The sequence below is a fragment of the Flexivirga alba genome (assembly GCF_042661025.1).
In the GTDB taxonomy this organism is placed as follows: domain Bacteria; phylum Actinomycetota; class Actinomycetes; order Actinomycetales; family Dermatophilaceae; genus Flexivirga; species Flexivirga alba.
In genome coordinates, this window is the sequence record NZ_JBHSWH010000001.1 from 4,502,360 (window position 1) to 4,517,523 (window position 15,164).

Consider the following 15,164-nt stretch of genomic DNA (forward strand, 5'->3'; position numbering starts at 1 on the left):
CCGTCAGGTCAGAAGGGTGGCGGTGGCTCGGGTAACTGGATGCGGATGTCGCGTGACGGTCGGTAGAACTGCATCCGCCCCCGAGGCTGACGACATCCCTGGTCGTCGCAATCTCGGCCCTCGCCATGTTCCCGGCCCTCGTCGCGGTCGCGGTCGTCATCGTGGTCGGCCAACAGGTGCAGGTCCTCCAGGTCGGTGAACACGTTCGGGATCACGTCGTGCTCGCGACACAGCGCCAACCGGATCCCGAGCTGCTGCTCCACCCGGCTGGGCACTGGCGGACACTGATCACCTGGCCGGTGATGATCGAACACGCTCGTCCGCAACCGTCTGGTCAGCGTCGCCCAACTGATCGACCCATCGCCGTGTTGCTCACTGGACCAGAACCGGCACGTCTTCGCATTGTGATGCCCCCGATGCATCAGATGCAGATTCTCCGGATGCGTCCCACCCTCTGCAGGCTCGGTCGCACCCGCCCGGTACTCGGTGTCATGATCCACGTCGCAGTCCGCCGCGGACACCCCGCAGTCCCCCGGCGCCCGACACCGGTGATCACGGCCCTTGACCAACCGGCCCATCCCCGCCGGCACCCGATACGTCTTAGCGGCATCCATCACCTCACCGGTCACCGGGTCCGTCACCAACCTCGCCCACGTCGACCCCGCCCGCACGGCGACCTCCCGGACCTGCTCCGGCGACAAGAACCCAAGCCCCGGCACCTCCCCGACACCGAACGCCGCACCAGAGGCCGTGCCAGCCGCGGCTGCCGGCGAACGGCTGCCCGCGGTGTACTCGGCCACCAAATCCTCCGGCAGGATCGACGCCAAGTGCACAATCACCTGCAACCGACCCGCCGGCGCATCCCCCAGCACGCCATGACCGGCGATCGTGCCACCGATCAGCAGATCGACGGCGATATCGGCACGCAACTGCGCCACCGTCCGCGGATCACCGCCCGCCCGGGCCGCCTTCGCCATCTCCGTCAGGCGCTGCTGCGCCGCGAACACCCGCGCCGCATCTCCCGTGGCCTGAAAGGTCGCGGTCCCGTCCCGGCCGGGGAACGTGCACGCATCCCGGCGCCCCATCGCATCCGCGTGCCGACGCTTGCGATCCGCCGCCGCACCCTCCACCAACGCCAACTGGCGGCGAACCCGCGCCCGGAACCCACTATGCGACAACGGCACCGACCCCGACCCGTCCTCGGCGACAGTGCGTTCCGGTGGTGCCAGCAACCGGTCAATCAGCTGCCCCGCCAACACCGGATCCAGGTGCGCCGTCTCGGCATACGCAATCCGAGCCCGCTCCCAACTACAGCCACCAGCCCGCAGCAACCCATGCGCGGCACCAACCCGCGCCGGCAACGCGGTCGCGAACCGGACCCGGTCCCGGGCCGCCGTCAACGTCGACCCCGTCAACAACTGCACCTCATGCACCACCGCCCGACACGCACCCTTACGGTGCACCGCCACCTTCTGCGCGAACCGCGGATCATCAACCGGCACACCATGATCCACCGCCACGTCCTCCACCAACGCCGACGTCGCATCCAACAATGCTGCCTCGGCGAACCCCTTCACCACCTCCGCCGCCTGCACCACGTCACCCAGGTGCTCCCGCGACACCCGCTCCACCCGAATCAGCGCACCGCCACCGCCATGCTGGCAAGCCTCGGCGACCAAGATGGCCAGCGCGTCGGCCACCGGGGCCGGCACACCAGACAGGTCCACCACCGGACCACCCTCCTGGAACACCATCACCGACCACCCCTGCCCGTCCATCACTGGTTGCCATCTGTGTTCGAGTCTAAACCCGACCACCGACAACCCCATCCGCCGAAACCACAACAGCCACACCAGTTTCCGAGCAGATCGGCGACGGTCAGCTACCTCAAGGCGAGCGTCATCATGAGCGTGGCGTCATCGTCGATCGGGATGGACCGACCGGGCGCGACGGCGCGGTACTCATACATGACTCCGCGGCCGTCGGGCAGATAGCCACGGCGCACATACAGTCGCTGGGCGGCTCCGTAGTCGGCATACAAGCCCACGCCCAGCCCGACAACTGGACTGCGCTCACCGGCGGCGTGCTCGGCGGCATCGAGCAGCGCGGTCCCGACCCCGCGTTGACGACAGGGCGGCAGCACGTTCAGATCCGCGATCTCGGGTATGCCCGCCGTCTGGAAGGGCACGTAAGGCGACTCCCACAACAAGGTGCAATAGCCGGCGATCGCACCGCCGACCTCAGCGACGAAGCAAGCTCGCGCACCGTGCTGCTGATCGGCGAGATATCCAGCGAACGTCCGGAAGGGCTTGTGCCACCCATGCTGCCCGAAGCTCTCGTACAGCCGGGTGACGTCCGCTTGCTCAAAGGGTCGGATCTCGTGAGTCACCCTCGAACTGTGACAGACCGCCGCCGCGCTTTCAGGCCAATATTTCGTCCCTGCGGCGCTGGCGTCCTCCTTGCGCGAACGGGTGTCGGTCACGGCTGATAGCGCACCGTGAGACCTGCTGCGCCGTCACCGATCTCGACGTACTACAGCGACTGCAGACTGACCGCGAGTGTGTCGTAGACGTGACGGGATACCCGTTCCAGGGATGTACGAAACTCAAACAGTGTCGTCCACGGTTCTGCCGAGAGGCTATTGGTAGTTCTCCCCACAAGGAGGGAAACGATGTCGCCGTCCAGCGCTCGACCCGCTCTGTTGTCGACAGCCTCACCGGCAAACTCCAGTCCGACACGGAGCACGAAGGATCGCCCTCCGGCGTCATCCAGCGACAGCAGGCCCGCATCCGATCGGGTCGGTGAAGCTAGCCCTTGTCGCGCGCGGAACGAAGACTCGATCTGAACGACATACGGCATGTGTCAGCCTAAAGATCTTCGCCAGACTGCGTTGTATGACGCGACGCTCGCCACCTGGCGGTGCCGAACAACTTGCCTCCTACGCCGCGAGTGAGCGAATGCGGGAGACCGCGATCTCGTAGGTTGGTCTGGTGCCGATCGCGACGGATCCCGCAGCAGCGCGGCGCATCCTCGTCTACGGCGTGACGGGCAGCGGTAAAAGCACGGCGGCCAAGCAGATCGCCGACCGGACCGGCCTACCTCTGACTCTCGCGGATGAGCTGACCTGGCAGCCCGGCTGGGTGCCGTTGCCGGATGACCACCAACGCGACATCTTCGCCCAGGTGGTCGCCGGCGACCAATGGGTCCTGGACACCGCCTACGGATCGTGGCTCGACCTGGTGCTTCCCAGGGCTCAACTGATCGTCGCGCTCGACTACCCCAGATGGTTCTCGCTGCAGCGACTGGTGCGGCGAACCCTGGCCCGCGCCATCGACAAGGAGCCAATCTGCAACGGCAACACCCAGTCGTGGCGCTCCTTGTACGCGCGCGACTCCATCATTCGGTGGCACTTCGAGAGCTACGCACGCAAACGGCAACGAATGCGCACGTGGGCTGCAGCTCCCCACGGTCCGTCGGTCCTGCTCATCAGCACACCACGAGAGTTGAAGAAGGTCATGGCTCGACTCGACGTAATCAACTGACCTCACTGGGGTTTCGCGGGCCGCCGACGCCCGCTCACTCTCAGCAGGTCGACAGCATGCTGTTCAACGCGGTCTTCTCGGGGCTGGTGACCCACAAGCCGTACTTGTCCTTGATCAGCACCCAGCGCGTTGCGTAGAGGCAGTACGACGCCGTGTTCGGCGGCTTCCATTGCGCCGGATCGTCGTCTCCCTTCGACTGATTCAGCGAGTCGTCGGCGGACACCAGCACGAGCGGGTCGTTCGCGTACTGCGTGCGTTTCGTGGTGTCCCACGCCGCGGCGCCGGTTGCGTACGCGTCACCCAACGGCACCACGTGATCGATGTCGATGTCGGATGCGGCGTCATACTTCTTGGCGCCATACGGGTCGATCCAGGTTCCCTGCAGACTGGTGCAGGTCGAGGACATCGTGACGTTCTCGCCGTCGCGGTAGAGCGCGGCATTGCGCGCGTTGCACGAGTTGTTCGGCGCCTCGGGCCACCCCCAGGTCGACGCGTCCCGCCAGTGCGGGAAGAGGTCCCGGCTGTAACCGTCCATCGAGCCCTTCGCCTTGACGGTCAACGTGGGCAGGTCGGCTTTGGCGTCCGCGGAGGTCCCGGTCAGCCCCAACTTCAGCTGCGCGGCGGCCACCGTGGCTGACACCGTCCCGACCTCTGACGCCTGCGCGGGTGCCGTCGCCGCCATACCGAACGCGACCGAACCGGCTGAAACTGCAACAAGGAAGCGACATTTCATGGATCTCGACGCTACGCCGGACAACGTCATGCGCGAGTGAAGCGCAGGTCAGACCTCGGTCAAGAGACGGCGATTTTCTTCGCCATCCACTCGTGCTCCTGCTCGTTCAACACATGGGCCTCAACCACGGCGCGCATCGCGTCCAGGTCGTCGTAGAACGCCCGGAACGCCGTCGGCACGTCGACGCCATGCGTCGGCTCGTCCAGCACGTGCACCCCGTCACCCGCTCGTATGACGCCAGGAGTGACCACCCGCAGGTATGCCCCGGAAAGCCCATGCGCGACATACTTTTTCAGCCAACCGCGCTCCGCCATGTGCATCCGGAACGTTCCGCAGGGGATTCGCGGTCCACTGACCTCCAGCACTGCCCCACCGACCTCCCAACGCGTGCCGATGACTGCGTGATCCACGTCGAGACCGACGGTCGTCAGGTTCTCCCCGAACATGCCGTCGTCGAGTTGCCGACCGAGTTCGGCGCCCCACCAGTCCAGTTCTTCTCGCGCCACGGCATACACCGCCTGGTCGTCGCCGCCGTGGTGCTCCCGGTCACCGATGAAATCGCTCAGGACGCCGCTGCCGAGACCACCATGTTTCGGGCCAGGCGCCCGCACGCTGATCTCCGGCACACTGCGTTTGTGGATTCCGGTCGGCGTTGTCTTCGCCGAATTCGATTCTGATCGACCGACATTCGTCGACAGGACTTGACTCTCAGCACCGCTCGATGGTTTCGATACGCTCCCCCGCTGCGCTCCTCCGCTACTCAACCCGCTTTCGTGCTGCGGGCCTCCCCTGCCTCCGTCGGAAATCACCGCGCCATTGTCGCTGCCCGCGCAAACCTGGTGCAACGCCGTTTCCCGCCGACTAGCGTGCAGGCTGTGACTGACGACCTCGCACGCACCCCGACCGCCGTTGACTCGATCGCCGAGAACTTCCACGAGAAGTCGATCGAACTCTCCCCGATGTGGGGCACCTACATCGGCTCGACCACCCGGCAGGACGAACTCGACGATTTCTCCCCCGCCGGCCTCGCCGAACGCAACGCCCTGCTGCGCGAAACTCTCGCCGCTCTCGACGGCGTCACCGCACAGGACGACGTCGACAAGGTCACCATCGACGCGATGCGCGAGCGCCTCGGCCTCGACATCGAGCGGTATGACGCACTCCTCGAACACTCCGCACTCAACGTCATCGCCTCTCCCCTGCAAGACGTCCGCGACACGTTCGATCTGATGCCGACCGACACACCCGAGCAGATCGCGACGATCGGCCGGCGGATGCGCGCCATTCCGAAGGCGCTCGACCAGTGGTTCGAGTCCCTGCACGTGGCCGCCGGCCAGGGCATCGTCAGCCCGGTCCGCCAGGTGACGGCCTGCATCCAGCAGACCAAGGACCACACGGCAGCCGACGGCTACTTCGCCGAGCTGAAGCGACAGCGCCCGGAGATCGCGGACGACATCGACGTCGCCGCACAGGCCTACGCGAAGGCCGGCGATCGACTGACCGAGGAAATCCTGCCGCTCGCACCCGAGTCCGACTCCTGCGGCCGCGACGCCTACGGGCTGCACTCTCGCTACTTCCTCGGTTCCACGGTCGATCTGGAGGAGACCTACGCCTGGGGCCAGGAGGAGCTGGCGCGCATCACCGCGCAGATGCGGCAGGTCGCCGAGCAGATCAAGCCGGGCGCTTCGGTCGAGGAGGCGATGGCCTCCTCGATACCGACCCCGACTACACGCTCCACGGCACCGACGCTCTGCAGCGCTGGATGCAGGGCAAGGCCGACGAGGCGATCGACAAACTCGGCGGCACTCACTTCGACATCCCCGAGCCGGCCCGAACCATCGAATGTTGCATCGCACCAACGCAATCCGGCGGCATCTACTACACCTCACCGAGCGAGGACTTCTCTCGCCCGGGCCGGATGTGGTGGTCGGTGCCCAAGGGGGTCGAGGAGTTCAGCACCTGGCGTGAGCTCACCACCGTCTACCACGAGGGCGTGCCCGGGCATCACCTGCAGAACGGCCAGACGATCTTCCGGTCCGGCCTGCTCAACACCTGGCGCCGGCTCGGCGTGTGGTGCTCCGGGCACGGCGAGGGCTGGGCCCTGTATGCCGAGCGGCTGATGGACGAGCTGGGGTTCCTGCAGGACCCGGGCAACAAGCTCGGCATGCTCGACGGGCAGTCGCTGCGCGCCGCGCGGGTCGTGCTCGACATCGGCGTCCACTGTGGGTTCGAGGCGCCGGCAGAGGTCGGCGGCGGCGAGTGGACCTACGACAAGTGCTGGCAGTTCCTCAACGCGCACTGCGACATGCCCGAAGGGTTCCTGCGCTTCGAGCTGGACCGCTACCTCGGCTGGCCGGGCCAGGCTCCGTCATACAAGATCGGCGAGCGGATCTGGATGCAGTTGCGCGAGGAGGCACGTGCCCAGGAGGGTGCCGACTTCGACCTCAAGGCGTTCCACCGCCGTGCGCTCGACATCGGCTCGGTCGGCCTGGACACGCTGAGAGGTGCGGTGCTGCGCACGCTGTGACCGGCGCGACCCTGCAAGGATGACCCGGTGCACGTCGCATTACCGATCTTCCTGCTGACCGCGGCGGTCGTCGTCCTCGCGACCGTCGCGCGCTGGGTGCATCTTTCAGCTCCGCTGGTCCTGACCGGCGTCGGAGCGGCTACGTCGTTCCTGCCGTTCATGCCCTACCCGTTCGAGGTAGACCCCGAGATCATCCTGCTCGGGTTCCTCCCGCCACTGCTGTTCGCGGCTGCGTCCAACTCCTCGCTCGTCGACCTGAGGAGGGAACGCCGGCAGATCCTGCAAATGTCAGTGCTGCTAGTGCTTTTCACGGCATTCGGTGTCGCGCTGGTCGTGTGGAAGCTGCTCGGCATACCCTTTGCGGCTGCGGTTGCGTTGGGCGCCGTTGTCGCACCACCCGACGCGGTCGCAGCCACCGCCGTGGCTCGGCGGATCGGCCTACCGCGAAGAGTCGTATCCGTCCTGGAGGGTGAGTCGCTCTTCAACGACGCGACGGCACTCGTGACGGTCAACACCGCCAAGGGGCTGATCGCCGGCGGCGCCGGCGCGGCAACCGTCTTCACCGCCGGGCGTGACTTCCTGTGGGCCTCGATCGGTGGCGCGGCGTTCGGTTTCATCGCCTACCTGCTCGTGGCATGGGTATGGCGTCACGTGACCGACACCGTCACCATCGTCGCGCTCAGCTTCCTCAGCCCGTGGATCGCCTACCTGCCGGCCGAAGAGCTGCACGCGTCCGGCGTCATCGCCGCCGTAGTCTGCGGCGTCGCCACCGGGCACGCAGCACCCACGATCCAGACCGCGCAGTCACGAGTGTCCGAGCGGATCAACTGGGCGTCGTTGACCTTCCTGCTGGAGAACATGGTCTTCCTGCTGATCGGCCTGCAGACCAGGACGATCGTCGACGGGGTCCGCCGTTCGGACAGCGGCCTGCTTCGCACCTTCGCGATCGCCGCGCTCATCCTGCTGACCGTCATGGTGCTGCGTCCGGTCTGGTTGCTGGGCTCGGAGTTCATCAGCCGGAAGGTCGGCTGGTCCAGCACCACGATGAGCGGGCGGGAGACCGCGATCGCGTCCTGGGCAGGCATGCGCGGAGTGGTCACGCTCGCAGCCGCGTTCCTGCTACCGCACGACGCTCCCCATCGCGAGGCGATGGTCTTCATCGCGCTCTTCGTGACCCTGGGAACGCTGATCATCCAGGGCTTCACCCTCGGGTTCGTCTCCCGCAGGCTCGACCTGCACGGCCCCGACCCGCGCGAGGATGCGCTCCAGACAGCGCAACTCACCCAGGCCGCGGTCAACGCCGGCAACCGGCGGTTGGAAGAAGAGCTGGACGACACCGATTTCGAGGTACCGGAGCAGGTGATCACCACCTTGCGTCATCAGGGCGCGCGCCGGGCCAACCTCGCCTGGGAACGTCTGGGCCACAGCGACAACAGCAGCGAGACGCCATCGGACGCCTACCGGCGGTTGCGCTCGGCCATGCTGGACGCGGAGCGGGACAAGGTCCTCAAGCTGCGCGACAAGGGCGTGATGGACCACGAAGTGCTGCAGGCCGTGATGGGCTCACTCGATCTGGAGGAGTCGATGATCGCCCGCGTGCACGAGTTCGACCGCAGCCTGACCGAGCGCATGCTCCTCACCCCCGAGGAGCGACAGTTCGGGTGCGAGCACCTCGCCGAAGCACCGCTCGCAGTCGACCCGAACACCCCCGAAGGCTGCGAAGAATGTATGGCGGACGGCACGGTCTGGGTCCACCTGCGGCTCTGCCTCACGTGCGGGCACGTCGGTTGTTGCGACTCCTCCGTCGGCAAGCACGGCAGCAAGCACCACGCGGAGACCCGTCACCCGGTGATGCGTTCCTTCGAACCCGGCGAGGGCTGGCGCTGGTGCTTCGAGGACAACATGTTGGGATGATGCGCACCCCTTAAGCTTGCCCGTCGTGACCGCCGAACTCATCCTCGCCTCCGCGTCCCCTGCCCGCCTCGCGACCTTGCGTTCGGCAGGTGTCGAGCCCGAAGTGATCGTCTCCGACGTGGACGAATCCGCCGCCGTCGACCGTGCCGAGGCCGGCCTGGGTGCTCCCCTGCGCACCGACGACGTCGCGCTCCTGCTCGCGCGCGCCAAGTGTGAGGCGGTGGCCGCCGGGACAGATGCCGACGCGCTGGTGCTCGGCTGCGACTCGGTGCTGGAGTTCGACGGCGACACCTTCGGCAAGCCGGCCGACGCGTCAGAAGCGGTCGCCCGCTGGCAGCGGATGCGCGGCAACTGCGGCACGCTGCACACCGGGCACTGGCTGGTCGACGCCCGCGACGAGTCCACCGGCGCGACGTTCGGGGTCGTGGCCTCGACCGTGGTGCATTTCGCAGACCTGACCGACGCCGAGATCGAGGCGTATGTCGCCACCGGCGAACCGCTGAAGGTCGCCGGAGCCTTCACGATCGACGGGCTCGGCGGACCCTACGTGCGGCGCATCGAGGGCGACCATCACAACGTGGTCGGGCTGAGCCTGCCGGTGCTGCGCGACATGCTCGGCGAGGTCGGCGTGACCTTCGATCAGCTGCGCGACTGAGGACGCGGTTCAGGCAGCCTGCTCGGCCGGGTCGACGACGGCCGGCATACGCATCAGTCGGGGGAACGCCAGCACGAGCAGGCCGGACAGCACGAGCAGCACCGCGAAGGTGACCATCGCCTCTTCGCCGCCCACGGCACCGATCAGGAAACCCATGGTCGCCGGCGCCAGCGCGGTCAGCACGAGGGACAGGACGTTGTCTGCGCTCATCACCCGGCCGAGACGGTCGGGCGGGGTCCACGCCGTCAGCACCGCGATCACCGCGGCATCGCACGGTGCGAGCAGGAACGTCGCACAGGCCATCAGCACCATGAGCAGGATCGGCGCGTGCACGAACGCCATACCAGCGAAAGCGATCGCGCCGACGACAGGCGTCAGGAACATCAGCAGGCCGACGCTGACATGCGCCAGGATCCGCCCGGCCAGCAGCGAGGCCAGCAGCATCGAGACCGCCATCGCGCTGGACACCGCACCGATCCAGCCCGGCGCGGTGCCGCGCTGCTGCATGGTGATGGTCACCGAGACGACCAGGCCGGTGCCGGCGAAATTGAGCACCGTCGATAGCAGAGTCATCGTTCGCAGCAACTGGTGCCCGAAGAGGAACTGCAGGCCGGTGCGGATCGCCGGCAGCAGCGCCTCGCGGTCCTTGACCGCGACGCCCGGCAACGGAGTGCGGACCCGGGAGGCGCACACGATCGCCACGAGATAAGTGATGGCATCCGCCACCATCGGCAGGCCGCGGGCGATGCCGAAGAGGAGGCCGCCGATGGGCGGGCCGGCCAGACCGGTGGTCGCCGACCGCACCTGGTTGTTGACGGCCGCCCGCGGTATGTCGCGCTTGCGCACCACGTGACGCACGGCGACCTGCTCGGCGGGGTTGTAGAAGCTGTTCGCCACGCCGCCGCATGCAGCCGCGAGCATCAGGTGCGGCACCGTGATGTGGTCGGCGAAGGCGGCGATCGCGACCGAGAGGTATGCCGTGCCGCCCAACGCGGCCGCCGAGATCATCGTCCGGCGGCGGTCCCAGCGGTCGACGAGCGCACCGGCCGGCAGGCCGACGAGGACAAGCGCCATCGTCGTCGCACCGGCGACGAGACCCACCGCGAACGGGCTGCCTGTCGAAGCCAGCGTGATGAGGGGAAAAGCCAGGCTGCTCATGCGGCTGCCGAGGCTGGAAACGGCACCACCGGCAATGAGGTACGCGTAGTCGCGATTATGGTGCAGCGGTAATCGCCCCGCGTCGTCGGTCCCCACCGTCGCGCGCCCCCTCTCGTGCACTGTCACGTTTCACCACCCTGCCATCCCGGAACACGTGGTTGGGCCAGCGAAAGGTAAGGGTTTAGTCAGGAGCAGAAGTCCCTCGCGTCCAACGCCCCGTCGGCGGGTGCAGCGGTCTAATTTCGTTCTTCGGACAGCTATGGATCACGCCTGAACCGAAGGAGCCGTATGTCGACCATTTCCCGCCCGGAGAAACTTACCCCGGACCAACGGAACTCGTTCGCCGCGGCCTACCTCGGCTGGGCCATGGATGCGTTCGACTACTTCCTGGTCGTGCTGATCTACGCGCAGATCGCCAAGGACTTCGGCAAGTCGCTGACCGAGATGTCCCTGATCACCACGATGACCCTGGTGATGCGTCCGGTCGGGGCGTTCATCTTCGGCCTATGGGCCGACCGCGCGGGGCGCCGCATCCCGTTGATGGTCGACGTCGCGTTCTACTCGGTCGTCGGCTTCCTGTGCGCGTTCGCCCCCAACTTCTGGGTGCTGATCATCCTGCGCATGCTCTACGGCATCGGGATGGGCGGCGAGTGGGGGCTCGGCGCAGCCCTGGCGATGGAGAAGATCCCGGCGAAGCGACGCGGGTTCTTCTCCGGCATCCTGCAGGGCGGCTACTCGATGGGCTACCTGATGGCGTCGCTGGCGTTCCTGCTGCTGAACACCTGGTGGGGGCTGTCCTGGCGGTGGATGTTCGCGTTGTCGATCATCCCGGCGATCGTCTCGCTGATCATCCGCTCGCGGGTCGAGGAGTCGGAGGTATGGCGGGAGAGTCGACAGCGCTTCAAGTCGACCACGACTGGGGTGTCGGACATCATCAAGAACCCGACGATCTGGAAGCGTTTCATCTTCCTGGTGCTGCTGATGACCGCGTTCAACTGGATGAGTCACGGCACCCAGGACGTCTACCCGACCTTCTTGAAGGAGTCGGTCGACGGTGGTCTCGGCCTTGCCAAGTCGACGGCCACCTGGATCGCGGTGGTCTACAACATCGGCGCCATCATCGGCGGCGCGGTCGCCGGGGCGCTGTCCGAGCGCTACGGGCGCAAGACGCTGATCGTGCTGTGCGCGGTGCTGGGCCTGCCGATCGTGCCGCTCTTCGCCTACTCCACGTCGATCGGGATGATCATCCTCGGGTCGTTCCTCATGCAGGTGATGGTGCAGGGCGCATGGGGCGTCATACCCGCTCACCTGACGGAGCTGTCGCCGGACGAGATTCGCGGTTTCTATCCCGGAGTGACCTACCAACTCGGCAACTGTCTGGCGGCGTTCAACCTGCCGATCCAGGAGGCACTCGCGTCATCGCACGGCTATCCGTTCGCGCTGTCGGTAACCATCGTCCCGGTCTTCATAGCGGTCATCATCTTCACGCTGATCGGCAAGGAGCGGAAGGGAATTCAGTTCGGCACGCGCGACAGCAGCGTTGTGGCGGAGCAGATCAGTTGACCTGAAGCGTGCTTGAGGTCCCAGGATGGTCCCCATGATCACTTGTGCCACCTGCGCCGTGGAGTATGACGACACCGCCGCCGACCGCGACTGCCCGATCTGTGTGGACGAACGGCAGTACGTGCCGGCCACCGGTCAGAAGTGGATTAGTGTCAAACAGCTGGCCGCGGACGGTCAGCGGGTCGAGGTCCTCGATCTGCGGCCGGCACTGACCGGCCTGCGGACCGACGTCGGCATCGGACAGACCGCACTGCTGGTGCAGACGACGGAAGGCAATCTCCTTTGGGACCCACCGGGTTTCATCGATGATGAGGCGATCGCGGCCGTCACTGAGCGCGGTGGCATCCGGTGGATCGCGGCCAGCCATCCGCACATGTTCGGTGTCCAGCTCGAGTGGTCAGCCGCGTTCGACGACGCACCGGTCTACGTCAATGCCGCAGACACCGAATGGCTCGGGCGCCGCGGACCAGCGGTCACCGAATGGGACGACGAGTTGAAGTTGAGCGACGGACTCACGCTGCACCAGATCGGTGGCCACTTCCCCGGCAGCGCGGTCGCGCACTGGCAGCACGGCGCTGACGGCCGCGGCACGCTGCTCAGCGGGGACACGATCATGTCCAACCCGGACCACGTGACGGTCAGCTTCATGCGCTCCTATCCCAACCGGATCCCGTTGTCCGGCAACGTGGTTCTGCGTATCGCCGAGAGGGTGAAACCGCTTGCCTTCGAAGAGATCTGGAACAACTTCGGTCTGGCGGTCCCGACCGACGCCGCCGCCGCTGTGCAGCGGTCCGCGCAGCGGCACGCGGCCTGGGTGCGTGGCGACTTCGACCACCTGACCTGAGCGCTCATACCGCTGCAACGTCGGCCAGCAACGGCATTCGGCGCAGCGGTCCCGCCAGGACCACCAGCGACGCGACGATGAACGCGAGTCCGCCGAGTGCCGCGAGAGCGGCTTCGCCGCCCCACCACTCCACCAGCAAGCCACCAATCGCCGGAGCGAGCGGCGACATACCCATCACGCAGGTCATCAGCGCGCTCTGCACCCGCCCCTGCATGGCCTCCGGGGTGATGAGCATGACGTAGGTCATGAAGCCGGCGTTGAGGGCGGGCGTCAGCAGGAATCCGGCGACGAGCAGCAGTAGCACCAGCGGATAGCTGTGCACGAAGGCGCACGCGATGAGACTCGCGCCGAGCACGACCGAGCCGACGATGAGCACCTGTCCGGCAGGAACTTTCTTCAGGATCGCCCCGGCCACAACCGCGCCCGCGATCGTCGCTACCGCGATCGCGGTTTCGGCCAGCCCGATGCCGGCCGGCTCGACGTGCCGGTCGCGCAGCACGACGATCAAGACGAGCATGAAGCCGTTGACCGCGAAGTTGAGCAGGGTCGCGATGACGATCACCGGCCGCAACACGTCGTGGCGCCACACGAACTTCAGACCGAATCGCATGGCCTGCAAGGGTGGTTCGTGCTCCCCGCCGTCCGGTGGTGGTGCCGGCAGCGGTGTGCGTACGAGTAGCGCCGCCACCACAGCGACGAGATAAGAGACCACATCGGCGAGCACCGGCAGCGAGCGAGACACCGCGAAGAGCACGCCGCCGAGTGGTGGACCAACCAGACCGGTGACACCCTGCCGGCCTTGCATCACCGACATCGCGGTGCTCAGTTCCTCAGGCGGCACAACGGCTTTCGTCGCCAGCGTGTCGGCCGGCGAGAAGACCGCCTCGGCAGCACCGACCACGAACCCCGCGACCACCAGCTGTGCGATCGTGAGCAGGTCGGCGGCATACGCCAGCACGACCGTCGCGTATGACGCTGCCGCGACGAGGGCTGACCACACCATCGCACTGCGACGGTTCCACCTGTCGACGAACGTGCCGGCCGGGATTCCGGCGATCACCATCCCGGCGACCACGGCTCCCCCGACGAGCCCCGCGATCGCCGCGTTGTCGGTCATCCAGAGCGCAAGCAGCGGAAAGGCCAGTCCACTCATCCGCGACCCGATGCCGTTCAAGGTGTTGCCAACCATCAGCAACTCGAAGTCCCGGTTGCGCCAGAGCGCAGGTCGTTTCGTGTCGAGCGCTTCGTCCCCCACCTGTGTCATGACGACCATCGTGCGCCGGCTCCAGGCATTACGCAACTATATTTGCGCATTATTATTTGCGAAGAGGACCAAGCCACGGCACAGTGGTCCCGTGAGCAGATCACAGGACCGGTCCGAGCCGCGGCGTATCGTCGACCCCCGCGAGCTCAAGGCTCTGTCGCATCCACTGCGCATGCGCCTCTTCGGCGAGCTGACAGCACGCGGCCCGTCTCGCGCCGTGGATCTAGCGAACGCCGTTGCGGAACCGGCGAATTCGGTCAGCTTTCACCTCCGGCAGCTGGCGCGCTATGGCCTCGTCGAAGATGACCCCGAGCACGGCACCGACGGCCGCGAACGATGGTGGCGAGCAACAACCGACGAGGGTCTCATCGTGGACTTCCACGACTTGGAAGCGATGCCCGGTGGTCCGGCTGCAGTCGGGGCCTTCAAACAGGTCACCGAGAGCACCGCACATGCGCTCACAGCGCTCTCCTTCCGACACCTCGACGAGTCCACCGAGGGGCCAAAGACCTGGTTCAACAACTTCGTGCTGCACCTGAGTCGCTCCGAATTGGACGCCTTCCTCGACGACCAGTGGGAGGTGACGTCGCGCTGGATGCAACGATCGCGAGAGGTCAGCAACTCGGCTGACGGCGAGACCCGGCATACCTATTTCGGGGTCAGCAACGGCGCTCCGCTGGGTCAAGTACTGGAGACCGAGGAGGCCGCGGACCGAACGGGTGACGAGCGCTCCGGCAAGAGTCAGTAGGCTGAGGAACGCGACAGGTTCGCGTCATACCGGTGATCCGGATGCCGCGTCGTAAGAGGGAATCCGGTGTGACTCCGGGACTGCCCCGCAGCGGTATGTGAGAACGACCTCCGTCATACGCACTGGCCAACTTGGCCGGGAAGCGATGGACAGTAGGCGCCTTGTTTCGGCACGCTCACGAGTCCGAAGACCTGCCAGTCGCCCGAGCCCGGACCC

The 15,164-nt window shown here is 66.6% G+C and carries 12 protein-coding genes, 1 pseudogene and 1 riboswitch; of the genes and pseudogenes, 7 read left to right on the plus strand and 6 right to left on the minus strand.

Features of this window, described 5'->3' with window-relative positions:
- Window positions 1-8: 8 nt before the first annotated feature.
- Together ACFQDH_RS22500 and ACFQDH_RS22505 are read right to left on the minus strand one after the other, a co-directional pair.
- Window positions 9-1,754 carry a hypothetical protein gene (locus ACFQDH_RS22500; protein WP_382404590.1) on the minus strand — a complete coding sequence of 582 codons (1,746 nt, stop codon included), beginning with the start codon at window positions 1,752-1,754 and terminating at the stop codon, window positions 9-11.
- Between the two features lie 128 nt (window positions 1,755-1,882).
- Complete coding sequence (locus ACFQDH_RS22505; RefSeq protein ID WP_382404591.1) at window positions 1,883-2,389, minus strand: GNAT family N-acetyltransferase; 507 nt, start codon at window positions 2,387-2,389, stop codon at window positions 1,883-1,885.
- Window positions 2,390-2,990: 601 nt separating this feature from the next.
- Between ACFQDH_RS22505 and ACFQDH_RS22510 the strand changes: the two genes are divergently transcribed.
- A complete protein-coding gene (locus ACFQDH_RS22510) occupies window positions 2,991-3,542 on the plus strand; it encodes a P-loop NTPase family protein (RefSeq protein ID WP_382404592.1) in 552 nt (183 codons plus the stop codon).
- Between the two features lie 40 nt (window positions 3,543-3,582).
- Here the strand turns inward: ACFQDH_RS22510 and ACFQDH_RS22515 are convergent, their stop codons facing one another.
- Window positions 3,583-4,275 (minus strand): HNH endonuclease family protein, encoded by a 693-nt coding sequence (locus ACFQDH_RS22515; RefSeq protein ID WP_382404593.1) that lies wholly within the window; start codon window positions 4,273-4,275, stop codon window positions 3,583-3,585.
- Between the two features lie 59 nt (window positions 4,276-4,334).
- The gene (locus ACFQDH_RS22520; RefSeq protein WP_382404594.1) at window positions 4,335-4,901 is read right to left on the minus strand and encodes an MOSC domain-containing protein; all 567 of its coding nucleotides are present in this window, start codon (window positions 4,899-4,901) and stop codon (window positions 4,335-4,337) included.
- A gap of 249 nt (window positions 4,902-5,150) precedes the next feature.
- Here ACFQDH_RS22520 and ACFQDH_RS22525 point away from each other — a divergent pair.
- The 3 genes and pseudogenes from ACFQDH_RS22525 (at window position 5,151) to ACFQDH_RS22535 (ending at window position 9,371) form a co-directional block, all read left to right on the plus strand.
- Window positions 5,151-6,802 (plus strand): annotated as a pseudogene (locus ACFQDH_RS22525) (DUF885 domain-containing protein).
- Between the two features lie 27 nt (window positions 6,803-6,829).
- A complete protein-coding gene (locus ACFQDH_RS22530; protein WP_382404595.1) occupies window positions 6,830-8,716 on the plus strand; it encodes a Na+/H+ antiporter in 1,887 nt (628 codons plus the stop codon).
- Window positions 8,717-8,741: 25 nt separating this feature from the next.
- Window positions 8,742-9,371, plus strand: a complete 630-nt coding sequence (locus ACFQDH_RS22535; RefSeq protein ID WP_382404596.1) for a Maf family protein — start codon at window positions 8,742-8,744, stop codon at window positions 9,369-9,371.
- A 9-nt stretch (window positions 9,372-9,380) separates the two neighbouring features.
- Here ACFQDH_RS22535 and ACFQDH_RS22540 read toward each other — a convergent pair whose 3' ends face one another.
- Complete coding sequence (locus tag ACFQDH_RS22540) at window positions 9,381-10,655, minus strand: MFS transporter (protein WP_382404597.1); 1,275 nt, start codon at window positions 10,653-10,655, stop codon at window positions 9,381-9,383.
- Between the two features lie 162 nt (window positions 10,656-10,817).
- Here ACFQDH_RS22540 and ACFQDH_RS22545 point away from each other — a divergent pair, with 162 nt between their 5' ends.
- Together ACFQDH_RS22545 and ACFQDH_RS22550 are read left to right on the plus strand one after the other, a co-directional pair.
- Window positions 10,818-12,092 (plus strand): MFS transporter, encoded by a 1,275-nt coding sequence (locus ACFQDH_RS22545; protein WP_382404598.1) that lies wholly within the window; start codon window positions 10,818-10,820, stop codon window positions 12,090-12,092.
- A 34-nt stretch (window positions 12,093-12,126) separates the two neighbouring features.
- Complete coding sequence (locus ACFQDH_RS22550) at window positions 12,127-12,936, plus strand: MBL fold metallo-hydrolase (RefSeq protein WP_382404599.1); 810 nt, start codon at window positions 12,127-12,129, stop codon at window positions 12,934-12,936.
- A gap of 4 nt (window positions 12,937-12,940) precedes the next feature.
- Here the strand turns inward: ACFQDH_RS22550 and ACFQDH_RS22555 are convergent, their stop codons facing one another.
- Window positions 12,941-14,200 carry an MFS transporter gene (locus ACFQDH_RS22555; RefSeq protein ID WP_382404600.1) on the minus strand — a complete coding sequence of 420 codons (1,260 nt, stop codon included), beginning with the start codon at window positions 14,198-14,200 and terminating at the stop codon, window positions 12,941-12,943.
- 91 nt (window positions 14,201-14,291) lie between these two features.
- On the opposite strand from ACFQDH_RS22555, the gene ACFQDH_RS22560 reads away from it, so the two are divergent.
- Window positions 14,292-14,948: an ArsR/SmtB family transcription factor gene (locus tag ACFQDH_RS22560; RefSeq protein WP_382404601.1), complete on the plus strand. Its 657-nt coding sequence runs from the start codon at window positions 14,292-14,294 to the stop codon at window positions 14,946-14,948.
- Between the two features lie 13 nt (window positions 14,949-14,961).
- Window positions 14,962-15,161, plus strand: a riboswitch (cobalamin riboswitch).
- Window positions 15,162-15,164 lie beyond the last annotated feature (3 nt).

What these genes read in the sequence shown, in the direction of transcription:
- ACFQDH_RS22500 (WP_382404590.1), bottom strand. Translation starts at nt 1,754, where the DNA reads ATGGTGTTCCAGGAGGGTGGTCCGGTGGTGGACCTGTCTGGTGTGCCG.
- ACFQDH_RS22550 (WP_382404599.1), top strand. Translation starts at nt 12,127, where the DNA reads ATGATCACTTGTGCCACCTGCGCCGTGGAGTATGACGACACCGCCGCC.
- ACFQDH_RS22545 (WP_382404598.1), top strand. Translation starts at nt 10,818, where the DNA reads ATGTCGACCATTTCCCGCCCGGAGAAACTTACCCCGGACCAACGGAAC.
- ACFQDH_RS22515 (WP_382404593.1), bottom strand. Translation starts at nt 4,275, where the DNA reads ATGAAATGTCGCTTCCTTGTTGCAGTTTCAGCCGGTTCGGTCGCGTTC.
- ACFQDH_RS22555 (WP_382404600.1), bottom strand. Translation starts at nt 14,200, where the DNA reads ATGACACAGGTGGGGGACGAAGCGCTCGACACGAAACGACCTGCGCTC.